Raw genomic sequence first — 25,656 nt, forward strand, 5'->3', positions numbered from 1 at the left:
GAGATTCTTATGAAACTATTCAAACCACTCTTAACTGTTTTGGCACTTGCCTTTGCCCTTATCTTTGTCACAGCTTGTAGCTCAGGTGGAAATGCTGGTCCATCATCTGGTAAAACCACTGCCAAGGCTCGTACAATCGATGAAATCAAAAAAAGCGGTGAGCTGCGAATCGCCGTATTTGGAGACAAGAAACCCTTTGGTTACGTTGACAATGATGGTTCTTACCAAGGCTACGATATCGAATTGGGTAACCAATTAGCTCAAGACCTTGGTGTAAAGGTTAAATACGTTTCCGTCGATGCTGCCAACCGTGCTGAATACTTGATTTCAAACAAGGTAGATATTACTCTTGCCAACTTTACAGTGACTGATGAACGTAAGAAACAAGTTGATTTTGCCCTTCCTTACATGAAAGTTTCACTTGGTGTCGTATCGCCTAAGACTGGTCTCATTACAGATGTCAAACAATTGGAAGGTAAAACCTTGATTGTCACAAAAGGAACGACTGCTGAGACTTATTTTGAAAAAAATCATCCAGAAATCAAACTCCAAAAATACGACCAATACAGTGACTCTTACCAAGCCCTTCTTGACGGACGTGGAGATGCCTTCTCTACTGACAATACGGAAGTCCTAGCTTGGGCGCTTGAAAATAAAGGATTTGAAGTAGGAATTACTTCTCTTGGTAATCCAGATACCATCGCAGCAGCAGTTCAAAAAGGCAACCAAGAATTGCTAGACTTCATCAATAAAGATATTGAAAAATTAGGTAAGGAAAACTTCTTCCACAAGGCCTATGAAAAAACACTTCACCCAACCTACGGTGACGCTGCTAAGGCAGATGACCTTGTTGTTGAAGGTGGAAAAGTTGACTAGTCATTAACTCTTAAAAGGGACTGGATTTTAAGCTCCAATCCCTTTTTAAGATTTTACCTATAACATCCTGAGTCTATCTAATATGTTCAATCTGAACACAGTGTACATACTTTATCGTCTATTGCATATACTTTATCACATAAGATACGAATATCCTCTTCACTATGACTAGCAATCAAAATTGTTGTTCCTTTTTCACTAGAGAGCTTTCTAAACAATGTTCTCATATTTTCTACACTTGATTTATCCAAGGCATTCATAGGTTCATCTAGTAAAAGAATAGAGGGATTCTCCATAATTGCTTGAGCAATCCCTAGCTTTTTCCTCATACCTAGCGAATAAGTTTTAACTTTCTGGTCTTTTTGCTCATATAGACCAACTATTTTCAGTGTATCATTGATTTCCTGATTACCAACTACTCCTCGTATGCTTGCCAAATATTGTAAATTCTTAAAGCCACTATAATAATTTATAAAACCAGGTTCTTCAATCAAAGCTCCCAAATTAGCTGGAATTTTTCTCTCAGGAACAATATTTTCCCCATTGATTAACACTTCTCCATAAGACGGACTATATAAACCAGCTATTAATTTAAACAATACACTTTTCCCTGAGCCATTCGCACCAGTAATTCCTATAATTTCCCCCTGTTTACAACTAAAATTAAGGTTTTGAAAAACACATGTTTTTTTTAATTCCAACTGAATATTTTTTAATGTAATTATTTCATTCATTCTATAAACCTCCTCTTTTGACGAGTGAAATAGAAAATGCTTTTAAAAAGAAAGACTAAAAATAGCAACTGAAGAAATAGATCTCGTCCTATATCTCCATTTCCTCTATTCAGAATATAAAATAGATAATTGGTTCGATTCCCCACAAATAAACTGCCAAACACTATCATGAGTAAAAAGAAGCTAACACAAGAAAAGTTCATTTGCTCATTCGCTCCTAGTATGTATAACGTAAAGCAAAGCAAGGATAGCACACAAACATTCAAAAAATCAACTATAAACAACACTCCTATATCCCAGTTTGGTAACTGTAACATAAATTGAATCACTAGAACTTTTACCATGATTAAAACGAGTCCATAAAGAAAACAGGTCCAAATCTGATACCTAATCCAGAGCTTAATAGAAGAAAATCGAATCACTTCCGTAAAGAAATCGGATGCTCTTCTACGATATACAACTGCTAGAAAAAATGTATGAATAATAAACCAATGAAGCAACCATATAGATAAGACTAAAAAAGAGTTTTGACTCAGATTAGGCCCTTTTAAAATTTCTATAACAAGTCTATCATTTCCTTCTAACCAATACCATAATCCTAAACAAATCAATATCCAAAAAAGAACATAACCCCAAAAGTACTTGGTATAGATTATCTGATTCAACCTCCACATGTGACTACTTAACTTTCCCATTTCCAACTTTTACACTCTCCTCCAGTTTCTATGAACAGAAAATACAGTCAATGGAATTATGATAGATAGTAATGTAAGCCAATAAATCAATGCATACGGATTGGAATTTACCATATACTGAAAAATTGGCAATAATCCAATTATCCCATTGTTCAACTGATAAATCCAGAATAAGGATTCTACAAATAAAAAAGTAAACAGAAATACTAAGCTCATGTTTGATTTTTTAAACCAAGAAAAACTGCTAATAGTAAGTAAGGATAAAAAGAAATAGTATGCTATATAAGAGAAAAAAATCCTATAAAGAAACTAGCATTGTTTGCAATACTTATACCATAAAATTCTCTTAAAAAATCAACCTCCTTTATCTCCAAAGCGAAGCTAAAACCATTACTAAATGCAATTAGAAAAATCAATAAAAATAAAGTCGCCGTCCAAATCCCCGTACTAAGAGCTGCTAATTTGAAACTAAAACTGGTAAAGTGCTTAATTGATTTCAGACGAATGCGACACTCCAACCTATTAAAATAGTTATTCATCAAATGAAAAAAGAATAATATATATGTGAACGGAAAGCAATATACTCCAGTCGTAATATCTTGAAGTAAGACTAAGATCCATTCTAATACATTTGGATGGATTGAATATTGGCGACAGCGCAATAAATATACTGTACTAGATAAAACACAGGATAGCAGTAATATAAAATAAACCAATACTGCTAAGAAATCTTTTTTATAAAATTGAACAAATTGTTTCATTATACATAGTCCTCTGAATGTAGAAAAAATGTACCATACACAACCAAACAACTAACAAATAAAATAAAAGCAAGATGAGCACTAACTAAGGAAAGACTGATATCTTTCTGATATCCTAAAGCTAACGTTGTCACAGGTTCTAAGTAAGATAGCCCTAAAATAGCCCATAAAATACCCCCAACCATCATATAGGCAATTGGGATGAAAATAGCTCCTAATTTTTTCTTCACTAGCAAAGCACTAGCTAGTCCAAAAATAGAGAACACCGTTCCCCAAACTCCATACCAGAGAGTCGTCACAAGACTATAGAGCAACTGATTGGAATCAAATAATTCTTTTAAGGCACCACTATAATCTCCAATATAAATTTCCTGATAAGGAGTCACTAAAAGATTAATTCCTAATAATAATAAATAGGGGAGAAAAAAGACTAGAAAAGAAGAAATAATTGCAGTACTACCTACAATAGCTAGATACCTCTTTTTAGAAATTCGGCACAATTGTGCTGTTAGAAAATGACTCTCAGCATCCTCTATTATCTGACTAGAATAAGGCAGTGTACAGATAAGTGCAGCTACTAGACTAATCGGTGAAAATCCTCGAATAGAAGAGGCAGCAAAAAAAATCGATAAACCTTCAATTTTATAAATACCACTGAAAGCAAGAAGATTTCCTAAAAACATGCAAAGAAGGGTCAAAAATAAAGACATATAAAATCGAGGTGATTGAACGACTCGTACAAGATTACAAATGAAAAATTCCATCCTTACTCCTCCTTATAATAAAAATAGGGTGTAGCATTCTTTTTTCATGCTACACCCACAACCAACCATCTTTAAGGCTTACTCTGACAAGTAAGTTAATAAGAATCTGGACTCCAAGAACCTGAAGTATGAATTTTTACATGATTCCCAAACTGTGGCGCCATAGCTAATCTAGTATCAGAACCAATATAATTATCACCACCTCCATTATAGTACATGACAATCCTAGAGCCAGAACTCAATTGATATACTGGAGTGATATCTGCCCCACTATAGGCGCTACGAATAGAGGTATTTAACGTTTTACCGCCACCAGTGCTGTCATTATTATTAATTCCAGCAGAGGCGTTTTCTTTCTCAAGTTCACTAGTTGTATCCGCACCAAAACGCGGCAATGTTAAATCATAATCTCCAATCTGTCTAGCTAAGACTGTAGGGAGAAACAAACTAAATGCAATTGTAACTACGCAAAAAAGGGAATATATTTTTCTTCTTTTCATGACATCGTCCTCCTAAGAAGTGATAAACAAGATAGTTGATTGATCAATTTGATATATATTATATTTTCATTATATCAACAAAAGAAAGCGCTGTCAATTATTTTGTTTAAAATATTATCATATTTTAAACAAAATGGTTAAAAGAGTCTGGGACAAAAAGATTTTAATTTTAGAAATTCTTTATTATAAATTTTAAAAATCGATAAATTATACAAAAAAACGAACGAAACAGAATTCTGGTTGTTAGATAACTCGTTTTGTTCGTTTTTTATATTTAAAGTTAGATTTTTGTCCCAGACTCGTCTCTCTTTATCTTACTGACCTAACCTTCTTGCCAATTTTCTTGGTCTTCTTTAAAGCGTTTTAGGAGATCCAAGCCTTCTGGCGTGATATAGCCTTCTTCTTGTGCTAGATGGATGAGTTCACTGTAGTTAGAAAGCGTCACAAGTTTGACACCTGCATCAGAGAAGTTCTTATCTGCCTTTGGCAATTGATAACTGAAAATCGCTACAACTCCAAGCACATCTGCTCCTTCTCGCTTAGCTGCTGCAACAGCTTCAAGAACAGAACCACCAGTTGAAATAAGGTCTTCAACCACTACCATTTTTTGACCTTGAGCCACGCGACCTTCGATTTGATTACCAGCTCCGTGGTCTTTTGGTTTGCTACGGATGTAGGCAAATGGCAAGTTCATCTTATCAGCAATGATAGCCCCGTGTGGAATCCCTGCTGTCGCAGTTCCTGCAATCACTTCAACCTCTGGAAAGGCTTCTTTGATAGCATCCACAAAACCATTTTCAATGAGAGTACGAGTTTCTGGATAGGCTAGCGTCACACGGTTATCCGTGTAAATTGGCGACTTGATACCAGATGCCCAAGTGAAAGGCTCCTCTGGTTTGAGGTAAACTGCTTGAATTTTCAAGAGGTGGCTAGCGATATCTTTAGCAAGTGTCATGGTCTTCTCCTTTTATTTTTATAATCTAGTTCTTTAATTCTAGTCTTGGTTCCATTCAGCCTTGATGGCATGATAAGCTACAACAGGATCCTCAGCTTGCGTAATGGGACGTCCCACTACGATATAGTCACTACCGATTTGATAGGCATCTGCTGGCGTCATCACACGTTTTTGATCTCCAACTGCAGCTCCCTGAGGGCGAATTCCTGGTGTTAAACAGATAAAATCTGGATTGGTGGTCTGCTTGATGAGTTGAACTTCCTGTGCCGAGCAAACAACACCATCTAATCCCGCTTCAGCCGTCTTCTTGGCATAATGAATCACAGACTCTTGCAGGCTAGTTTGGATGTTTTGAAACTCCTGCATCTGAGCTTCTGATGTTGATGTGAGCTGCGTGACCGCAATCAACTTCGCTTGACTTCCAAGACCTTCACGCGCAGCCTTCATCATCTCTACACCACCAGCCGCATGAACATTGGTCATATCGACACCAAGCTGAGACAAGACCTTCATGGCTGATTTAACTGTATTGGGAATATCATGCAGCTTGAGATCCAAAAAGACACTGTGTCCCAGACCTTTCAAGTAGGACACAATCTCAGGACCCGTTGCGTAATAGAGCTCCATCCCTACCTTAAGATAAAGGCTTTCTTCTGCTGGGAAAAGAGCTAAAAATTCCTTGACTGCCTCAAAACTAGGAAAATCAAGAGCAATGACTGGACGATGTTCTCGCATAGGTTTCTCCTTTTACCTTTGCTAGTGAGAGAGTCTGGTCAACAGAAGCCACGAAAAAAGGAACCTGCCAACAGCAAGGTTCCACGAAAAATGGGTAGTCTCCACCCTTTCACCGTCTAACCTTAGCTGCCTCTCTGGACTGCTTTAAAGGTTTTCTATTATTCTATTATTTCTACTAGCACTTGTCAAGTAAAAACCATGGCAACTAAAGAGCTATAGGAGAAAAGCTAAACCTAGCGACGCGATGAACGCTGATTTGTTTGATTTCGATTGCTCTCTTCCTCCAGCTTTTTCTTCTCTTCTTCCAATTTATTCTGCTGTTCTTCCAGTCTTTTCTTCTCTTCCTCTTTCTGCTTCTTCTCAGCTTCCTTAGCCTCTTGTTTGGCTTTTTCCTCAGCCTCCATAATTAATTTATCCGCCACAGTGTAACTGTAAATTCCAGCTTCCATATCGACCACACTTGGTTCTGACAATTGAGGCTTAATCTTACTGTAATATGGCAATTTCTTACTCATTTCAGATAGAGGAACCAAGACTTCGTCCGAATCATTCATGGTCAATCGAATTAAATCTGAAGTCACCTTGCTTGGGGCTAGTTCCACCTTCTGGATAGCAGCCTTGAGTTCTGGGCTAATTTGAGCAAGTTCTGACGTAAAGGTTTTGATTTGTTCGCTGTCATTAAAGAGAACAGACAAATAAGTTTCTGGTAAACTGACCAGGCTCACAGAACTAGTCTCAAGCTGACCGCTGGAAAGAATAGGATAATGATTTTCACCAGAAATATAGTAGGCCACAATATCATATTCCTTGACCTTGATAGTGAACTTGGTTGGAAATTGATAGACAAGTTGAGCTGATTCAACCCAATAGTTAGACTTGATCTGCTCTTCATATTTTGCCTTATCTAGCAGAAGATTAATCGTATAATCCGAATCCTGAATGCCTGAAGCTTGTCGAATATCATCATCCGTAGTTTGCACCGTTCCCTCAACACGAATATCCTTCATGGTCGCATAAGGACTGAGCAGGTAGGCAGAGACAATCAATAAAAGCAGACTTGGAAATAAAATCGTTAGCGCTCGCAAGATATGGAGACCAGGAATCTTTGCTTTGGCTGGTTTTTCTTTTGTAGCCTTTTTAGCAAGCTTTTTATCCTGGTTCTCCTTCTCTGTAGATTCTGTAGATTTTGATTTCTCTTTGGATACTTCTTTTTTGACGTCTTCTGACTCTTCTACTTTTTCTTCAGTATCATCCTTAGCTGATTCTGGGTCTTTTGGATCAGATTCACTCTCTTGCTCCTCGGTTGCATCTGACTTTTCAGATTTTGAAGCCATTCGAGCTTGTCTTTCCTTTTCCTTCTCCTCAGCTAGGGCCGCCTCTTCCTCAGCCTTCTTTTTTAGATATTCTTGGTTTCGTTTCTGCCATTCTGATAACTCTTTAAATTCTTCGAGGATTTCTTTACCCTCATTTTTCTTATCTTTTGACATTTACTTTCCTTATGATAAATCTTTTTTCAACAATTGATAAAAATCTGCTAGAGATTTCAATTCCTTAGAAGCCTTCATCTTCGCTTGATAGTCTTCCTTGTGACTTAGTAAGTGAGAAAGCTTTTCTTCTAAACTGTCCAAGGTCAAATCGCTTTCTTGAAGTTCTTCTGCATAGCCTTTTTTTACAAAGTAAGCTGCATTTTCAATCTGGTCACCACGACTAGCTTCACGACCAAGTGGCACAATAACATGTAATTTTGCCATGGCCAAGAGCTCAAAAATCGTATTGGCACCACCTCGTGTCACAACAATATCAGCCAATTCCATCAAGGGTTGATAGAGATTGGTCACATAGTCAACACGAAAAAGATTTTGACTCAACTCGTTCAGGCTAGAATCTCCAGTTAGATTGATAATATTGTAGCGCTCTGTCAGCTCTTTCTTATGGTCTGTCACCAATTGGTTAAAGACACGAGCACCTGCTGAACCGCCAACAAACAATACAGTTGGTAATTGGGGATTAAAGTGGGTTTGAATATCCACCAATTCATCGGGTTCTAGAGTTTTTTGATCTGAAACCTTGGTCACTGCTCCCACATGCTCAACCTTAGACAAACTTGAAGCTTGTTCAAAGGTTGAATACATCTTGGTCGCAAATTCATAGGCGATTTTATTGGCCAAGCCCATGGACAAGTCAGATTCGTGAATAAAGACAGGCACTCCTGACACACGCGCAGCGATAACAGGCGGTACTGAGACAAAGCCTCCCTTTGAAAAAAGAGCCTGTGGACGAAGTCGCAACATGATAAAGAGAGATTGGACAATTCCCCAACCAACTTTAAAGACATCCAGCATATTTTGCCAAGAGAAATAGCGACGCAATTTTCCAGTCGCAATGGAGTGGAAAGTGACATCCAAGCCTGACTTGAGGATTTCTTGGTGTTCGATACCACGTTTATCTCCGATATAGTGGACTTCCCATCCATCTTCGATAAACTTAGGCATTAACAAAAGGTTGAGGGTAACGTGTCCAACCGTCCCCCCACCTGTAAAGACAATTTTTTTCATATTATTCTTTTAACTCCGCTACTGTGTCGATAAAGAGGTCGCCACGTACTTCAAAGTTAGCATACATATCCCAGCTGGCATTGGCTGGACTGAGAAGAACCACGTCTCCTTGAGTCGCAAGCTCGTAAGCCTTGCGGGTCGCATCTGCAATATCAATCGCATCCACATAAGCGACACCAGCCTTATCCGCTGCCCGTTTGACACGCTCAGCAGACTGACCGAGGATGACCATCTTCTTAAGTCCAGTAATGTCTGGCACCAATTCGTCAAACTCATTACCACGGTCCAAACCACCGGCAATCAAGATGACCTTGCTGTTGTCAAATCCTGACAAGGCTTTTTGAGTAGCCAAGATATTGGTTGATTTGCTATCATTATAGAATTTGACACCCTTGATTTCATCCACAAATTGGAGACGGTGTTTGACACCACCAAAAGCTGAAAGAGTTTCTTTGATGGTTTGGTTATCAACATCACGAAGCTTGGCTACAGCAATCGTCGCAAGCACATTTTCTACATTGTGGCTACCTGGAACTCCGATTTCATTCGCTGCCATTACAACTTCCCCACGGAAGTAGAGTTGACCATCTTCCAGATAAGCTCCATCAACCTTTTCAAGTGTTGAAAATGGAACTACTGTAGCCTGTGTTTTGCTAGCCAATTCTTTTGCCAAGTCTTGGTTAAAGTTCAAGACAAGGAAATCAGCCTCTGTCATCTTGTTCTGGATATTCCACTTGGCTGCTACATATTCCTCAAATGAACCATGATAATCGATATGAGTTGGCATAAGGTTGGTAATAACCGCAATCTCTGGATGAAATTCTTGCACACCCATGAGTTGGAAAGAAGAAAGTTCCATGACAAGCGTATCCTTATCTGATGCAGTTTGGGCCACTTGACTAGCAGGATAGCCGATATTTCCTGATAAGAGACCATGTTGACCAGCAGCAGTCAAAACTTCCCCAATCATGGTCGTTGTGGTTGTTTTACCGTTCGAACCTGTGATACCGATAATGGGCGCTTCTGAAATCAAATAAGCCAATTCCACCTCAGTCAAGACTGGAATTCCCTTTGCCAAAGCCTTTTCAATCATGGGATTGCTGTAGGGAATGCCTGGATTTTTCACCATAAGGGCAAACTCTTCATCCAAGAGTTCCAAAGGATGGCCACCTGTAATGACCTTGATTCCTTCTTCCAGCAAACTTTGGGCAGCTGGATTGTCCTCGAAAGGTTTTCCGTCATTTACTGTCACAATGGCACCTAGCTTGTCCAACAAACGTGCTGCAGATTCACCAGACTTAGCCAAACCTAAAACAAGGACTTTCTTATTTTTAAATTGTTCTATTACTTTCATGTCTCAAACTCCATTTCTACTCTTACTATTTTACCATTTTTATGGAAATAAAAAAGCCACAAAGTGTGTTTGTGACTCTTTCTTCTAACTGAATCTCGCCATATCATCTATGTGATAAATCGGTAACTCGAATGACTTGGTCCACTTGCTCCCAAATCAGAGGATTGTGGGTCGCAATAATAATGGTTCGATTCGGATTTTTTAAAGACTCTAGGATAGAAAGTAATTCCTCAGAGTTTTTGGGGTCTAGTGAAGCGGTTGGTTCATCTGCGAGAATCAAAGGTGGATCCTTTAAAATTATCTTCGCTAGTGCAACACGTTGTGCTTCTCCTCCTGATAACTCAAAGATAGGTTGCTTTAAATCTAAATAAGAGAGGTTAACACGGTTTAGAGCTTGTTTCATCAAAGAGATTTTCTCTTTTTCTTTCAACTTTTTACCAACTAAACCCAGATTGAGATTTTCTTTGACGGTTTGGCTTTCAATTAAGCCAAAATCTTGAAATAGATATCCCAAATAATCTCTAAAGAAAACAGAAGGCTTGATGTCCTTAAGAGAAGTGCCATCATAGATGATTTGTCCTTTGTCATATGGCTCTAATCGTCCAATCATATTCAAGAGTGTTGTCTTACCACAGCCACTTGTACCAATTAAGGCATAAATTTTCCCACCTTCAAAATGAAGATTCGTATCTGAAAATAGCTGACGGCTTCCAAATTTTTTAGATATATTCTTTAGTTCAATCATCCTATTTTCCTTTCATAATTGTCATAGAAACACGAGATTCTTTCTGCGCTTGACGGTAAAGCGTCAAAACTGCACTAGCTAGAAAGACTAATAAAGTGAGCAAGCCAATCACCAAGTCTCGACTGCTTAAAATAAAGAGACTAGCACCAAATATAAAACTGGCAAATTGGCTAACCATATACTGAGCATGTGTTTCAAAAAATCGTAAACCTGAAATTCGTTTAATCAAGATATCTCGGCGGAATTGCTCGAAATAGAGAAGATTGACAGAGTAAAAGAGTAACAAGGAACTAGCTATCCCAACAATAGCTCCTAGGATTAAAGTTGCTGTTTCAGTTTGAACTTCATTATAACGAGTTAGATAAACACTTCTTCTTTCTTTAAGATAGGATACTTGCTCATAAATTCCAGCTTTCTTCAAGAGTTTAATCCCATCTTCATATCCTTTGACAAAGATATTATTACCAGCATTGATAGACCAAATGGATTTGGAAATGATACTATCACCTGTAGATGTTGGAGTAAATACAACTAAAATCGGATCAGTCAAATACTGAGTGGATACAGGATTCTCACCGTTATTATAAACAAACCGCTTTTCTCCAGTTGGAAGATAACTAACAATCGCTCTCATTTCATACTCTAAAGGAGCACTTGCCTCCTCACCAGATTTTCCATAATAACTCAATTTTTCTTCAAAAACTTTCTTAAGTTCTGCTTCTCGAGAGCGCAAATGTTCTGGGAGCAAGAGGATAAACTCACCTTTTTGGAGATGGGCTAACTTCTGTTTGCTCTCAGCATCTACCACGACCTTTTCCTTGTCCAAATAACTGGGACTAACATAGAGCGTATTAGCATCTGGACTATAGGTATCCAGTGTCTCTCCCTGTTCATTTTTTCCTTGTGGATTGGCAAAATGGAACAGAGTATCCTTTACATAAAGGGCTTGTTCTTCTTCGATTGCTTCCTTGGCAAAGGCATACCACTTATTCTGATTTTCTGTATCTTTTACTCTATCACCTAAGCCAAAGGAAATCTGGTAATAGTCTGCTCTGTCCTGCCATGCTTGTTTTGAAATTTCAAGTTCTTTCAATCGTTGGTAAGACGTCAAACCTGTCTTAACAGCATAGCCTACTGTAAAAACAGCTACTAACTGACACAATAGGGTTAAAGCCATCAAGCGTTTAAGGGGTAATCTCCCCTTAATAACGGGAACTAATGCTTTGTAACTCAAACTCATTAGATAAAGGAGCATTAGTAAAATTGAAATCGCCAATAAAAACAACAGATAGAAACTAATCCCAAAACCATAGGTGGCTAACAAGCTAGGATAAAACAAACCTTGACTAAAAAGAACGACTCCCCCACCTAGGAAGGAAAGGAGGGCTGATAGAAGGAGCCACTTGATATCAGTCGATAAAGAATGCCCCATGATGGATAAGAGAGTCTGACCAGAAAAGAGTTTTATACCTGCTGCTCTCATTTCCTTAATCCGAGTGATAATCACCAGAGCAAAGAAAGATAAGCCAAATATTGCTAAACTAATTAAAATAAGGGGATTTAGTAATATTTGAAAAGCAAGAAAATAGGGCGGTGTCTTTCGGTCAGCAACTGCTTTATAACCCAAATCTCCTAATTTATCGGCTAGCTTTTCTTTCGTCAAGGAGCCTGATAAAAGGAGATAACTATTTAGTGGATCACTGCGTTCACGACTTTCTTGGCTAGCTTCTTGGAATTCTTTTGGTAATGTTCCCTGACCATAAGTTGCATAAATAAAGTGAGTCGTCCCATCCTTACTCGGCTCTACAATTCTTCTAGCTATTAAACTCTGTTCGGAATTTGCAAAATTCTCCAATTCCTGTTCAAATACCTCACGCGTCGGTTCCTGAGTATCTTTTTTGACACGAAGTAAAGAAACGGAATCATAGCTTGCATATAAATATTGTGGCGCACGTAAGACAATAATCCAAGCAAGGAAGAAGCTGAGAAAAAAAGTTGACAAGCAAATAAATAGTTTCTTCATAGTAGACTCCTTATAAAAAAATAATTCCCCTTGTACGAGCTACAAGGGGAACGATTTAAATCAATGAACGATTAGTCATAATCATAGTAAAATGCTACTTGTTCTCCCCATTTGGTCCAAATCCATGCGTAGGAGGTGTTTCCAGCAGGAGCTTCTCCTCTATCAGAATGACCATCCCATCTGCTCACGATGGATGAATAATGGTATTTGTCACCATGGTAGTAATTTGAAAAAGCCCAACCACCTCCTGAGCCTTCTCCGTATGTCCATACTCCTCCATCTGGATATTGTACAGCGGCTGATGCAGCTCCCAATAATGTAAAGCTTGAAATAAGAGCTAGAGCAAGTAATCTATGTTTTTTCGTTTTCATTTTATTTTTCCTTTCAAAAAAAGCACACCCTGAGTGACAACACGACAAAATAAATCCTCCTCTCTCTTTTTTGAAACCGATTTCTTTATAAAATAATGATAACATTTTAACTATTATATGTCAATTAATTTTAAGTAAATCAGAAAATTTTTTTCAAATAAACTATTGTAACAATAAAAAAATAGATATCATTAAAGAATTTTATTCCAGCTTTTCCCATTCATATTATCCAAGCAAAAGAGATGATGTTAACTAAAAGGCAATTCAAACTATTGTAAAATTCCTACAAAAAAAGAGAGCCAAAACTCTCTTTTTATCTTCTTTTACTTTTACTGACCGACATGAGGGTAATATCTCGCAAGCTAAAGTATGCTAGGAGGAGCATGGCGATTGCGATAAAGAATTCTGTCGGTAGCTGAAAGATTTGCAGAACTGACAACATAAACAAAATCAAAAGTGCTACGAAAGCAAAGACGACAAGGACGATATTGACTGTCCCTTTAATGCTTTCTGGTGTCGCAAATACATAGAGTAGTAATAAGAGGATTCCTATGATTAAATAAACCATCTTTATCTCTTTCTAGCTCTTATTCAGCTGATTTTTTCTTCTTGTTAGCTTTCTCACGCTCTGCCTTGTTAAGGATTTGTTTACGCAAACGGATAGACTCAGGTGTTACTTCCATGTACTCATCATCGTTCAAGAACTCAAGAGACTCTTCAAGTGTCAAGATACGAGGTGTCTTGATAACAGCTGTTTGGTCCTTAGTAGCTGAACGAACGTTGGTCATTTGTTTTGCCTTAGTGATGTTAACTGTCAAGTCGTTTTCACGAGAGTTTTCACCGATGATCATTCCTTCGTAAACCTCAGTACCTGGGTTGACAAAGATCGTACCACGTTCTTCGATAGACATGATTGAGTAAGTTGTAGCCTTACCAGCATCGATAGAAACAAGGGCACCACGGTGACGACCACCAATTTCCCCTGGAATCAATGGCAAGTATTGGTCGAAGGTATGGTTCATGATACCGTAACCACGAGTCATTGACAAGAACTCAGTTGAGTATCCAATCAAACCACGCGCTGGAACAAGGAAGACCAAACGAGTTTGACCATTACCAGTTGAAATCATATCCAACATTTCACCCTTACGTTCAGAAAGGCTTTGGATAACAGATCCTTGGTATTCTTCTGGAGTGTCGATTTGAACACGTTCAAATGGTTCACATTTAACACCGTCGATTTCTTTTACAATAACTTCTGGACGAGATACTTGAAGTTCATAACCCTCACGACGCATTGTTTCGATAAGGATTGACAAGTGCAATTCTCCACGACCTGAAACTGTCCATTTATCTGGTGAATCAGTTGGGTCAACACGAAGGGAAACGTCTGTTTGCAATTCTGCCTGCAAGCGTTCTTCTACCTTACGAGAAGTCACCCATTTACCTTCTTTACCAGCAAATGGTGAGTTGTTAACCAAGAAAGTCATTTGAAGAGTTGGCTCATCGATGTGTAGAATTGGAAGAGCTTCAATTGCATCTGTCGGAGTAATGGTTTCACCGACAAAGATATCCTCCATACCTGAAACGGCAATCAAGTCACCCGCTTTAGCTTCTTGGATTTCACGACGTTCCAAACCAAAGAAACCGAAGAGTTTTGTAACACGGAAGTTTTTAGTTGTGCCGTCAAGTTTAGAAAGGGTAACTTGGTCCCCTACCTTAACAGTACCACGGAAGACACGACCGATACCGATACGTCCAACGAAGTCATTGTAATCCAAAAGTGATACTTGGAACTGCAAAGGCTCATCTGAGTTATCTACTGGAGCTGGGATATGGTCGATAATTGTGTCAAAGATTGGCGCCATAGTCGCTTCTTGGTCAGCTGGATCATCTGACAATGAAGAAGTTCCGTTGATCGCTGAAGCATAGACCACTGGGAAGTCAAGCTGGTCGTCATCAGCCCCAAGCTCGATGAAAAGTTCCAAGACTTCGTCCACTACTTCAGCTGGACGAGCTGATGGTTTATCGATTTTGTTAACAACAACGATTGGGACAAGGTCTTGTTCCAAGGCTTTTTTCAATACGAAACGAGTTTGTGGCATTGTTCCTTCGTAGGCATCTACGACCAAAACAACACCGTCAACCATTTTCATGATACGCTCAACTTCTCCACCAAAGTCCGCGTGTCCTGGTGTGTCCATGATGTTGATACGAGTTCCGTTGTAGGCAACGGCTGTATTTTTAGCAAGGATGGTAATTCCACGCTCTTTTTCAATATCGTTTGAGTCCATAGCACGCTCTGCCAATTCAGTACGTGCATCAAGCGTTTCTGATTGTTTCAATAATTCGTCAACGAGGGTTGTTTTCCCGTGGTCAACGTGGGCGATAATCGCAATGTTACGGATATCTTCTCTTAATTTTGTCATGATTTCCTCTATAATATTCAAAATTTATTTTCTAACTGAACGATTATACCATATTTTCAAGTAAATAACATAACTCAAGCAAGTGTAAATGTTTTCACTCCGCTTTTCTTTTCACGTCAAGCCTTTTCAAAGCAAGCGACTTATGATAAGATAAGCACAGTATGCGTTTAGATAATTTATTAGCCCAAGAAAAAGTTAGCCGAAAGGCCATGAAACAAGCACTTCTCAAAGGGGACATTCTCGTCGATAGTTGCCCAGCCCACTCCCTAGCTCAAAATATCGATACAGGACTACAGGAGCTCCTCTTTCGGGGCCAAATCATTCAAGGTTATGAGCACACCTATCTTATGCTTCATAAACCTGCTGGTGTCGTTACAGCCAACAAAGACAAGGAACTTCCGACCGTCATGGACCTCCTTTCGCCTGACATCCAGTCTGACAAGCTCTATGCCGTCGGCCGACTGGACCGAGATACGACAGGACTCCTCCTCGTGACCGATAACGGACCCTTGGGCTTTCAGCTCCTCCATCCCCAATATCATGTCGATAAGACTTATCAAGTTGAAGTTAATGGACTTCTGACACCTGACCATATCCAAGCCTTTCAAAAGGGAATTGTCTTTTTAGATGGTACTGTCTGTAAACCTGCAAGACTAGAGATTCTATCTGCAAGTCCTGCCCACAGCCAAGCCTCTATTACCATTTCAGAAGGAAAATTTCATCAAGTCAAGAAAATGTTCCTCTCGGTTGGTGTCAAGGTGACCTCCCTCAAACGCACCCAATTTGGCCCTTGGAGTTTGGATGACAATCTTCAAGAGGGAGACTATCGCCGCCTCAACTCAGAAGAGCTGACAAGCATTCGTGAATTTCTCAGAAAAAGTGGTTAAAAAATGAGCTCGGAACATCCAAGCTCGTTTTCTTATTTCTCGACTTTGATTTTCCCTTTCCAAGAATCCAAGCCATAAGAAAGGATATAAATCTCAGAAAAACCTTGTTTTTTCAAGTAAAGAGCTGCATTTGTGACACGTTGTGCACGTTGGTTTTCGTAAAGAAGGACAGGTTTATCCTTACGAAGGGCTGCAAGACTAGTTTTCAACTGACTTGAAGGAATATTGCGGGCACCCAGGATATGTTTTCTGTGGAATTCTGCTGGGTCGCGCAAATCAATCAATTGACCCGTACGAATCAAGGCTTCAAACTCCTCATTGTCCACGATTTTAGCCGCACGTCGAATACGAAAATAGTTAAAGCCCATCCACGCCAACATTGCTAGTATAAGTGCCCACAAAATCCAAGTAACCATTAGTTCTTTTCTCCATTTTTCTCAATATAATCCAATTCTATCTTGTGCTCTCTGCGAAGAACTGCTTCTGCTTCTAGATAGTCTAATTTGTCCATCAACCCTGCATCGTAAATCCGAGAGAGTTCCAGCTTCATCAGTTCAATATCATATAAGCGTTTTCCCATGTAAACAATAATACCAAATCGTTTGAGGAATTGCTGCACATCATAGAATGTTTTCATAAGACTCATTCTAGCAAAATTTTGTGTTTTTTTCAAGAAGAGACTCACACAATGGCCCTGATTTTCCTATCTTCTTTGGCGATTCTGACGCAAGTGTGGTACAATAAAAACATGAGAATTCAACAATTACACTATATTATCAAAATCGTCGAAACAGGCTCCATGAATGAGGCAGCCAAGCAGCTCTTTATCACCCAGCCTAGTCTTTCCAACGCTGTGAGAGATTTGGAAAATGAAATGGGCATTGAAATCTTTATCCGTAATCCTAAGGGTATCACCTTGACCCGTGATGGGATGGAGTTTCTCTCTTATGCCCGTCAGGTTGTCGAGCAGACCCAGCTTCTGGAGGAACGTTATAAAAATCCTGTCGCCCACCGTGAACTCTTTAGCGTTTCGTCTCAACACTATGCCTTTGTGGTCAATGCCTTTGTATCGCTACTTAAGAAAAGCGATATGGAGAAATACGAGCTCTTCCTTCGTGAAACTCGTACTTGGGAAATTATCGACGACGTCAAGAATTTCCGTAGTGAGGTCGGTGTCCTCTTTTTGAACAGCTACAACCGTGATGTTTTAACCAAAATGCTGGATGACAACCACCTGCTAGCTCACCATCTTTTTACCGCCCAGCCTCATATCTTTGTCAGCAAGACCAATCCTCTGGCAAAGAAAGACAAGGTTAAACTGTCTGATTTAGAAAACTTCCCTTATCTCAGCTATGACCAAGGGACACACAACTCTTTCTACTTCTCTGAAGAGATTCTCTCGCAGGAATACCACAAAAAATCTATCGTAGTCAGCGACCGTGCCACCCTCTTTAACCTCTTGATTGGTTTGGACGGTTATACCATTGCGACAGGGATTTTGAACAGCAACCTCAACGGAGACAATATCGTTTCTATCCCACTGGATATTGACGACTCCATTGAGCTAGTCTATATCCAGCATGAAAAAACCAGCCTATCTAAGATGGGCGAACGCTTTATCGACTATTTACTAGAAGAAGTCCAGTTTGATAGTTGATACTCTTCGAAAATCTCTTCAAACCACGTCAGCGTCGCCTTACCGTACTCAAGTACAGCCTGCGGCTAGCTTCCTAGTTTGCTCTTTGATTTTCATTGAGTATGAGAATCACTCTAAATCGAATAACCTAAAAACCTCAAGAACCAGGAATAAAATCTAGTTCTCGAGGTTTTTTACTTCTAAACATGAATCAAATTAATTTTATACTCATGAAATTTAAATGATAATATTATTTTGTAACTATAGTATAGGTTATAAAAATAGAAATGAAAATTAATCTAAAAATCCTTTATAAGTTATCAGATCAATAACTAATAATTCCAGAGAATCCGCATAATCATTCAGTTCCTTATGTGGAATATTTTCAATTAAAAAATTTGTTGGCCAATATTCTCCATGAAAATCTTTATTTCTAAAATGATAGACAAACCAAACAAAATATTTGATGAAATCTGTAGGAGTAGCTATTTCAGACTGATTATTCCATTCTTTCTTTAAATTCTCATACAATTTTTTTGTCCCTTTATCAAAATCTTCACTATGACTTTCAATATAATATTTAAACATCTCTTTAATTTTTTTACGTAATATGGGATCAGAATATTGTAAGTTTATATATCTCTCTTTAAATCTATCTAAATCACCGCTATAGTTCCTATCTGAAAAATTAATTCCTTCAATAAATACACGTGCCTGTCTACTGAACTGCTGTCTATCTGCAATAATTTTTTTAATTTCTTTTATAGTTTTCTTAAAATGAAAATTATCTGCATCTTTAATATAAGCTAGAATAGCATTTATTCGTTCCTTTTCCGATTTATTTGTAACACATTTCCAATCATATAGAGCATTAAATGCACGCCAAATATTTTCTAACTTTCTTTCTTTATTCGCTTTAGCAAGAACAATATTCATTAGGATACGTGTCAACACATCTCCCTGCTCATTATAAACCCATCTTTGACAGTTTTTTGAAAACAAAGAGCCCCTAAATGCTGCTATAACAGCTTTTCGGAGCTCTTTTTCTCTTTTAAAAAAATGCGTACTTTTTATCGAGATTTGGTTTTTTTAAAAATTTTTTTCATATTTTTTTCGCTTATAATCTCAAAATCAGTTTGGAAGCCAAATGCTTGGTGGAGTTGATCCGTGATAGTTGTTCTGGTGTAAGTTGGAAGATATCCTACTCCATAAAGATGTTTGAACTTATAATTGCGTAAGGTTTGGATGAGTTCTGAACAGGTGACTGTTTCTCCTATTTGTTTTTCCAAGAGACGATAAATCATTAGTGCTAGGAAACAAATAGTGAAATGTGCTTGAATCCTATCTGAACGGCTGAGATAAACTGGTCTGGCTCGTAGTTCCTGCTTCATGATACGAAAACTCTCTTCAATTTCCCACCGCCTTTGATTGATGGCTACAATTGTCTGAATATCTTCATCTAGATTAGTAGCTACAGCGTAAAGACCGTCATATTGAGCCTCTTCCTGAATTCGTTCCTCATCAAGAGTTAGAATCCTTTTCTCGGCGATTTCCCCTTCCTTAGTAGTACTTGTTTCTTTCAGAAATCTCTTAAAATCGGTTTGTCTCTTCTTGGTAGCTTGGCTGGGCTTGCCCAGTAACTTACTAGCCCGTTCAATCTGTTTCTCTCGTATCGTTCGATGATAGTCTTGATATTTAGTAGAAAAGGTCACAATCAAGCGTTGATTTGGTAAGTCTTCATCATAAAAAGGAGATTCTTTAAAGAAAAGTTGTTTTTTTAATTCCTCCCTGTGTTCTAGCTCATCCAGATTGTAAAAGATAGGATTCTTATCCCCAACCATTCGCCAACCACTTTTATCCAAAGCCCAATCTCTGTATTCTTTCTTTAACTTCTTGATAGATTGAGTTGTGACATAGGAACGTTCTCCAAAAGAATTGTACACCTTATTGGCTTTTGATGAGAGTCCAGCATCTGTACAGACTACAAATTTTGAAGCCTTGTAATCCTTGACAATCTTTCTTTCTAATGGTTTAAGAGTTGTTTGTTCATTTGTATTTCCAGGGTGGATACAGAAAGCTAGGGGAATTCCTTGATTGTCCATAAAGAGTCCCATCTCCACAATTGGATTTGGGCGATGTTCTTTAGATGGGCCGTATTGTCTCAGAAACCCCTCCTCATCTTCATCTTCAATTTCAAAATAGAAGTTAGTACAGTCATAGTAGAGGACTTCTGTCTGTCGTTGAGTCATCTTTTTTGAAGTTTGATAGGTTTGTTCTTGTATAAACTCTGTTTCATTAGAAATAACTTCAAGAGCCCGATAAAAATGTTGGAGTTCAAATTCTTTAGGTTCGAGTAATGTTTTTGAAAATTCTAGGGTAGATCGTTTTGAAGCAGGAGCTAGAATCCGTCCATAAATCAAGCGAGATAGGATCTCATCTAGAGAGAAATTAAAACGATGTCGTTTTTGGATTTCTTTGTTAATTCTAGGCAGATCTAATTGATGATAGAGGTCTTGTAGGAAGAGATAGCCTCCATGATATTCGTTCAATTGATTTTGTTTTAACTGTTTGTTTTGACTAAAGGTAATGAGGAAATCTTTATTTTCTTCTTTTTCTTTCTCGGTTAATTCCTTAGCACGTAAACGAGCCCACTCAAGAGGTTCCATATCAGGATGTTCTTTTAAGATTGTGTTATGATTGCCTAGGTTTTCTACGATAGTAGAAGTCCGTTTATTTCCAACCTTGATATCTTTAATAATAGCGTAGTTGATAGTGTTTTTTGACTTTGATTGTTTAACTCTCATCTTTTCATACCTCACTCCATTATAACAAAGTACGAGAAAGTACGCAAATAAAAAGTGGTAAAATTTGACAAGAAAATGCTCTTATATCAACCTTTATGAGGATTTTTTTACTTCATAACTGTCAAAGTCCCGAGCATTAAATGCACGCCAAATATTTTCTAACTTTCTTTATTCGCTTTAGCAAGAACAATATTCATTAGGATACGTGTCAACACATCTCCCTGCTCATTATAAAGAAACATTTTATCTAATAATTCAGTGCTAATAGAATGTTCTCTATCTTCCTTAGCAAATAAGTTTCTTTGTTCAAAAGGGATGTCTTTCTCCTCGTCAGTTATAAATGTGATAGAGTCAATACTCAAAATTTCTCCAGTAAAATAAATATATAAAAGTCCTTTTACAATACCACGATAGTAATTACTCTTAACTGTAAAAAAGTCATCTTCAAGGTCTATCCGATTCGTTCTATTCCCTGAAAGAATTAAAGTTTGGTTTCTATACTCCAAGACATCCTTACACATCTCCCCTGAAGCTTTTTGATGATATTCAATTTCTTTCTTAAAATCATCTGAAACAAAATTCCCCTTTACAACAACCTTAAATTCAGCTTTCTTCTTTTTTACCATGCTATTTTTTCCTCATCTTAAGTCAATCATTTAAACTTATAATTTATTTACACCCTATACTTTTACCGTTTAAATAAAATAAGAAATCAAAAACTGAGAATAGAATCTCTATTTTTCATATATTGATGAGTTTTCTGTGATGTATTTAAAATTAAATGACCACCACAGCACCTCATCCTTATCCTACCCACTCACCATTGGTATTGACTGTATAACCATCTGGTGTAGTGGTGTTTACTGCCAAAGCTCCTGAACTGTAGGCGTAGTACCATTTGCCAGAAACTGTAAACCAGCCTGTTTTCATAGCACCTGACTTGTCAAGATAGTACCATGAGCCATTATCTTTAACCCAACCTGTAGCCAGTGAACCTGACTTGTTCAAGTAATACCATGTGCCATTATCTTTGATCCAACCTGTAGCCAGTGAGCCTGAGTTGTTCAAGTAATACCATGTGCCACCAGTTTTGACCCAGCCAGTTTGCATCCAACCTGCGTGGTCAAAGTAGTACCATGTACCCTTGATTTGTTCCCAACCGTTGGTTGTGTACGAACCATCAGCATGTTTGTACCACCAGCGATCAGCTGACTCAATCCAGTTGCCAGCTTGTGAAACTTTTGAGTCTTCTACTTTCTTGATTTCTGTATCTGTTTTCTTATCCGCTTGTTTCCCTGCAAGATACTTCAGATACCAACCTGATAAATTGTAGTCGTCCTTGCTTTCAGCCTTAACTAACTTATCAAACTCTTCTTGGATTTCAGCTAATTTAGCTTGTTCAGCTTTCAATTTAGCTGTAATGGCATCCAATTTGTCTTGTGCCAATTTTGCAGCAGATTTTGCTTGAGTCAATTTTGTTTCTAAATCAGCTACTTTTGCTTGTGCATCTGCAAGATTTTTATCTGCGTTTAGATAAGCACTCAATTCTGTTGCAATTGCTTTCGCATCTGACACCAATTTGTCTTTTTCTGCATGGAGCTTCGCTTGTTCATCTTGAAGTGCAGTCAACTTGTTTTCTTCTGCTTGTAATTTTGCTTGCGCAGTTGTAAGAGCAGTTTTAGCATCTTTTTGGGCAGTTTTAGCTGTAGCTAGTTCATCTTTAGCTGTTTCAAGAGCAGTTTGTTTTTCTGCTTGGCTTCTTGAGAAGTTTTCAACAGCTTTTTCAGCGTTTGCTTTACGTTCTTGTGCATTTGTCAAAGCAAGGTTTGCCAATTGCAAGTTCTTTTCAGCAACTTCTGTTTGAAGTGGACTAGCTGTTTTGCTTGCCAATTCTTTCTCAGCGTTTGTTTTGGCTTCAAATGCAGAAGCATATTTGCGTGAAGCTGCTGCCAATTCTGCTTTAGCATTTGTAAGAGCAGTTTGAGCTTGACTGTTTTGTTTTTGTGCTTCAGCTAGTTTTGCGTCAAGTTGGGCAAGGTCTTGGTTGAGGTTGATTGGTTGTTTTGTTTCACTAGCAAAAGTATTTACGAACCAATAATCACCGTTGATGTTAGCAATAGTCATTGCAACACTATTTTTAGCATTTAGATTATTAGCTAAGTGTCCCCACTTAGATTTTGCGTCAAAAAATGAATACATTCTAAATGCTGTTATAATAGAGTGTTTCAAATCAAACATGTTGGTTGCATCTTTAGAACCAATTACTGGAGCTAGATTTTCTCCATGTTCATATAAATCATTACGTTTTTCAATTGGTTTTTTGAGAGAATAAGGTAAATGTCCGTCAGTAAGTGGGTTAGTACCACGTTTTTCATATTCTTTAGCAATTTGTTTACTGTAATCAATAGCATCTTGGTCAAGATGAGGATGATTCTCTTGTCCTACTAATTTTGCAAGTTCAGTTGTCAGATTAGCGTAAAAATTACTAATTTCAATAATTTGATCATTTGTTAAATTATTAATATCAACTGTACGTTTAGAATCGCTCTCATCAATTTTAACATTAAACTTTTTAGTGACTTCGATAGCTAACTTTTGTAATAATTCACTAGCATCATCAGTCCAATTCTTTTTCCAGTATTCATAAGCGTCTTTAAAAGTCACTTGGTCTTTATTAAATCCATATTTGACTTTTTCTTCAGCTGTCAAATTGTAAACAACATTACTTGTAGTAATTTTCTCTTTTGATAATTTAGCTTTTTCCGCATCCAAAGCAGTTTGCGCTTCTTTTTCTTTAGACGCTGTAGCATCTGCTTTTTCTTGGATAGATTCAACTTTTGTTTTGTCGGCGTCCATCATTTCTTTAGCTAGTTTCAAGGCATCGTTTTTGACGTTCACATTGTTTGTAGCTTGTTTAATGGCTTCTGCGCGGTTGCTATCTGCTGTTTTAGCAGTTTCGACAGCTGTTGTTGCGCTTGAGATATTCACATTTGCTTGTTCAATATCTTTTTCAGCTTGAGCAAGAGAGGCTTTTGCTTCGCCAAGTCCTGAACCATTTAACGCGTCTTCAGCTGATTTCACATTCGCTTCTTTAGCGGTTACTGCTTTATCAGCTTCAACTTTCTTACTTGTTGCGCTTGCAACGTTAGCTGTTTCACTTGCTACAGTTTCAGTTTGGGCTTTAATCGCTTCAGTAGACGCTTCAGTTGCTGTTTGATTGGCTTCTTGAGCTTTTACATTTGCGTCTTGTTTAGCTTTTGTAGCAGTGATATTTTCTTCCGTAGCATTGGCTTTAACCGCTTCCGCTGATTTCAAGTCCTCTTTAGCGCTTGTCAAAGCAGTTTCGGTAGTTGTAACAGCTTGGTTAGCAGAAGTAGCTTCAGCTTTTGCTGTTTCACTCTCAGCTTCAACTTGCTTAACAGTAGACGCTTGAGCATCAAGAGCAGGCTTGACATCAGAAGATTTCTTCACTTCTGGTTTTGTATCAGCTACAGGTTTAGAAACAAGAGCTGGTTCATTGACAGCAGTTGTATCAACTGCTGTTGTAGTAGTTGCTTCCTGAGCAAATGCAGGCACACCAACAGACGCAAGCGCAATAGCTGTTGAAGTTGTGAGGGTTTTCAGTTTCTTCATCATTTTCTCCTTTGATGGCTGATAGAATAGGATTGAGTGGTAAGTCAATCCTTGTTATACTAGTATAACAAGCCGGCTTTGTTAGCTATTCTTTCCCTTATCATACCATAATAGATATTTAATTTTTTCGACATTTAAACTATAGTTTCAATATAATTTTTAAAATAAAAAATTAGCATAGAATTCTAATATTTTGTAACTATAGTTTACTTTTTCCAGTATTTTCTTTAAAATTTTGTATAATAGTTTTAGAAGGATTTTAAAGTAGTTGACTTATCTAAACTAGAATTGAAACAGGTAGTAGGTGCGTAAATCCTAGAAAAATGCTATAATTATTTTATGAAAGAGTTAAACTTTAATAAGGAGTTTAGCAGTACAAAAATTTGGTATCACGGAACAACATCTACTCAAGTTGCTTCTTTAAAAGATGGAATAGATGTCTATCATAGTAAACGTAACTGTGATTTTGGTATAGGATTTTATGTGACATCTAAGCTCAGCCAAGCAATTAAATGGGCTCAGCGGAAAACAAAAGATGAAATTCCTTTTAATCCGAATGTAAAATCGGTTGTTCTAAGTTATCAATTTCAAGAACTTGATAATTCTGAAACTAAAATTTTTGAAATTGACAAAGAATACTTTCAGTTTGTTTATAAAAATAGATTGGAGTTAGATGCTAAATCTGGAATTAATATTCATCATTTTTCAGCAGTATTTGGTCCAGTTCTTGATGGTCAAGTTACACGATTGAAAGAAACTTTAGATAATTATTTCCAAGGGTTTAATACCTTAGAACAAACCGCTGAAATTCTTTTGGGAAAATATCAGAATGATACGCAATTGTGTATATGTGATCAAAGAATTGCAGATAGACTAACCCTAGTTAAGGAGGAAACGATATGATTTTGTCAAGTGAAGAACAAGCTCTCAGAGATGAAGTAGAACAGTTTTTAAGGAAGAATTATCATATTGCTCCTGATACTGTTTCTCCTGTTACAAATGTTGTATTGAAAAATTGGTTTGAAGAGCTAGATAATGGAGGTTCTCATCTAACCGCAGACCTTATAGCTGATAATATCGTAGATATTGCCCACCGTTACTCATTGTATTAATAAGTCATTTGAGTTTGGTTCATCAAATCTTTTTCTCTATTCTCAAAAACTATTCATGACCACATTAGGAATAAATCTCTTATAGTA

General features: G+C 37.7%; 24 protein-coding genes and 3 pseudogenes. 5 read left to right on the forward strand and 22 right to left on the reverse strand.

What is annotated here, in order from left to right:
* Positions 1-9 precede the first annotated feature (9 nt).
* Entirely contained in the window at positions 10-876 is an 867-nt protein-coding gene (locus tag SK629_RS07300) for a cysteine ABC transporter substrate-binding protein (RefSeq protein WP_042901252.1), read from the forward strand.
* Between the two features lie 86 nt (positions 877-962).
* On the opposite strand, the gene SK629_RS07305 is transcribed toward SK629_RS07300, so the two are convergent.
* The 15 genes and pseudogenes from SK629_RS07305 to typA form a co-directional block, all read right to left on the reverse strand.
* Positions 963-1,610, reverse strand: coding sequence for an ABC transporter ATP-binding protein (locus SK629_RS07305; RefSeq protein WP_023943164.1), 648 nt, complete (start codon positions 1,608-1,610; stop codon positions 963-965).
* The gene (locus tag SK629_RS07310) at positions 1,607-2,305 is read right to left on the reverse strand and encodes a hypothetical protein (RefSeq protein ID WP_200872344.1); all 699 of its coding nucleotides are present in this window, start codon (positions 2,303-2,305) and stop codon (positions 1,607-1,609) included. The genes SK629_RS07305 and SK629_RS07310 overlap by 4 nt, the downstream gene beginning before the upstream one ends.
* A gap of 9 nt (positions 2,306-2,314) precedes the next feature.
* Positions 2,315-3,066 (reverse strand): annotated as a pseudogene (locus SK629_RS07315) (hypothetical protein).
* Positions 3,066-3,830: a hypothetical protein gene (locus tag SK629_RS07320; RefSeq protein WP_042901254.1), complete on the reverse strand. Its 765-nt coding sequence runs from the start codon at positions 3,828-3,830 to the stop codon at positions 3,066-3,068. The pseudogene SK629_RS07315 and the gene SK629_RS07320 overlap by 1 nt, the downstream one beginning before the upstream one ends.
* 95 nt (positions 3,831-3,925) lie before the next feature.
* Complete coding sequence (locus SK629_RS07325; protein ID WP_042901255.1) at positions 3,926-4,330, reverse strand: hypothetical protein; 405 nt, start codon at positions 4,328-4,330, stop codon at positions 3,926-3,928.
* A 322-nt stretch (positions 4,331-4,652) separates the two neighbouring features.
* Entirely contained in the window at positions 4,653-5,285 is a 633-nt protein-coding gene (pyrE, locus tag SK629_RS07330; RefSeq protein WP_042901257.1) for an orotate phosphoribosyltransferase, read from the reverse strand.
* Between the two features lie 39 nt (positions 5,286-5,324).
* On the reverse strand, positions 5,325-6,020 hold the full coding sequence (gene pyrF, locus SK629_RS07335) for an orotidine-5'-phosphate decarboxylase (protein ID WP_042901258.1): 696 nt from the start codon (positions 6,018-6,020) through the stop codon (positions 5,325-5,327).
* A gap of 233 nt (positions 6,021-6,253) precedes the next feature.
* Positions 6,254-7,507, reverse strand: coding sequence for a cell division protein FtsQ/DivIB (locus SK629_RS07340; RefSeq protein WP_042901259.1), 1,254 nt, complete (start codon positions 7,505-7,507; stop codon positions 6,254-6,256).
* Between the two features lie 9 nt (positions 7,508-7,516).
* Positions 7,517-8,575 (reverse strand): UDP-N-acetylglucosamine--N-acetylmuramyl-(pentapeptide) pyrophosphoryl-undecaprenol N-acetylglucosamine transferase, encoded by a 1,059-nt coding sequence (locus SK629_RS07345; protein WP_042901261.1) that lies wholly within the window; start codon positions 8,573-8,575, stop codon positions 7,517-7,519.
* Between the two features lies 1 nt (position 8,576).
* Positions 8,577-9,929, reverse strand: coding sequence for a UDP-N-acetylmuramoyl-L-alanine--D-glutamate ligase (gene murD, locus SK629_RS07350; protein WP_042901262.1), 1,353 nt, complete (start codon positions 9,927-9,929; stop codon positions 8,577-8,579).
* Between the two features lie 103 nt (positions 9,930-10,032).
* Positions 10,033-10,674, reverse strand: a complete 642-nt coding sequence (locus SK629_RS07355) for an ABC transporter ATP-binding protein (protein ID WP_000571283.1) — start codon at positions 10,672-10,674, stop codon at positions 10,033-10,035.
* A gap of 1 nt (position 10,675) precedes the next feature.
* Complete coding sequence (locus SK629_RS07360; protein WP_042901263.1) at positions 10,676-12,697, reverse strand: bacteriocin-associated integral membrane family protein; 2,022 nt, start codon at positions 12,695-12,697, stop codon at positions 10,676-10,678.
* Between the two features lie 71 nt (positions 12,698-12,768).
* The gene (locus SK629_RS07365) at positions 12,769-13,068 is read right to left on the reverse strand and encodes a lactococcin 972 family bacteriocin (RefSeq protein WP_042901264.1); all 300 of its coding nucleotides are present in this window, start codon (positions 13,066-13,068) and stop codon (positions 12,769-12,771) included.
* A 313-nt stretch (positions 13,069-13,381) separates the two neighbouring features.
* On the reverse strand, positions 13,382-13,636 hold the full coding sequence (locus SK629_RS07370) for a DUF3165 family protein (RefSeq protein WP_042901265.1): 255 nt from the start codon (positions 13,634-13,636) through the stop codon (positions 13,382-13,384).
* 19 nt (positions 13,637-13,655) lie between these two features.
* The gene (gene typA, locus SK629_RS07375) at positions 13,656-15,497 is read right to left on the reverse strand and encodes a translational GTPase TypA (RefSeq protein WP_000164108.1); all 1,842 of its coding nucleotides are present in this window, start codon (positions 15,495-15,497) and stop codon (positions 13,656-13,658) included.
* A gap of 161 nt (positions 15,498-15,658) precedes the next feature.
* Between typA and SK629_RS07380 the strand changes: the two genes are divergently transcribed.
* Entirely contained in the window at positions 15,659-16,384 is a 726-nt protein-coding gene (locus tag SK629_RS07380; protein ID WP_042901266.1) for a 16S rRNA pseudouridine(516) synthase, read from the forward strand.
* A gap of 32 nt (positions 16,385-16,416) precedes the next feature.
* Here SK629_RS07380 and SK629_RS07385 read toward each other — a convergent pair whose 3' ends face one another.
* Positions 16,417-16,800, reverse strand: a complete 384-nt coding sequence (locus SK629_RS07385) for a rhodanese-like domain-containing protein (RefSeq protein WP_042901267.1) — start codon at positions 16,798-16,800, stop codon at positions 16,417-16,419.
* Entirely contained in the window at positions 16,800-17,069 is a 270-nt protein-coding gene (locus tag SK629_RS07390) for a YqgQ family protein (RefSeq protein ID WP_042901268.1), read from the reverse strand. Before SK629_RS07390 ends, SK629_RS07385 begins: the two co-directional genes overlap by 1 nt.
* Before the next feature lie 63 nt (positions 17,070-17,132).
* Here SK629_RS07390 and SK629_RS07395 point away from each other — a divergent pair, with 63 nt between their 5' ends.
* Entirely contained in the window at positions 17,133-18,041 is a 909-nt protein-coding gene (locus tag SK629_RS07395; protein WP_025169857.1) for a LysR family transcriptional regulator, read from the forward strand.
* Positions 18,042-18,314: 273 nt separating this feature from the next.
* Here the strand turns inward: SK629_RS07395 and SK629_RS07400 are convergent, their stop codons facing one another.
* The 5 genes and pseudogenes from SK629_RS07400 to SK629_RS12950 all read right to left on the reverse strand — a co-directional run.
* Positions 18,315-18,971: a hypothetical protein gene (locus SK629_RS07400; RefSeq protein WP_152639375.1), complete on the reverse strand. Its 657-nt coding sequence runs from the start codon at positions 18,969-18,971 to the stop codon at positions 18,315-18,317.
* A 119-nt stretch (positions 18,972-19,090) separates the two neighbouring features.
* Positions 19,091-20,824 (reverse strand): IS1634 family transposase, encoded by a 1,734-nt coding sequence (locus SK629_RS07405; RefSeq protein ID WP_042901270.1) that lies wholly within the window; start codon positions 20,822-20,824, stop codon positions 19,091-19,093.
* 158 nt (positions 20,825-20,982) lie between these two features.
* The gene (locus SK629_RS07410) at positions 20,983-21,450 is read right to left on the reverse strand and encodes a hypothetical protein (RefSeq protein WP_042901271.1); all 468 of its coding nucleotides are present in this window, start codon (positions 21,448-21,450) and stop codon (positions 20,983-20,985) included.
* Between the two features lie 178 nt (positions 21,451-21,628).
* A pseudogene (locus SK629_RS12665) lies at positions 21,629-22,003 on the reverse strand (hypothetical protein); the annotation flags it as partial.
* Positions 22,004-22,564: 561 nt separating this feature from the next.
* Positions 22,565-24,460 (reverse strand): annotated as a pseudogene (locus SK629_RS12950) (SEC10/PgrA surface exclusion domain-containing protein); the annotation flags it as partial.
* Positions 24,461-24,796: 336 nt separating this feature from the next.
* Between SK629_RS12950 and SK629_RS07425 the strand changes: the two are divergent.
* Together SK629_RS07425 and SK629_RS07430 are read left to right on the forward strand one after the other, a co-directional pair.
* Positions 24,797-25,360 (forward strand): DUF3990 domain-containing protein, encoded by a 564-nt coding sequence (locus SK629_RS07425; protein WP_042901272.1) that lies wholly within the window; start codon positions 24,797-24,799, stop codon positions 25,358-25,360.
* Positions 25,357-25,569, forward strand: coding sequence for a hypothetical protein (locus tag SK629_RS07430; protein WP_042901273.1), 213 nt, complete (start codon positions 25,357-25,359; stop codon positions 25,567-25,569). The genes SK629_RS07425 and SK629_RS07430 overlap by 4 nt, the downstream gene beginning before the upstream one ends.
* Positions 25,570-25,656 lie beyond the last annotated feature (87 nt).

Source organism: Streptococcus mitis, from assembly GCF_000722695.1.
Lineage (GTDB): Bacteria > Bacillota > Bacilli > Lactobacillales > Streptococcaceae > Streptococcus > Streptococcus mitis_O.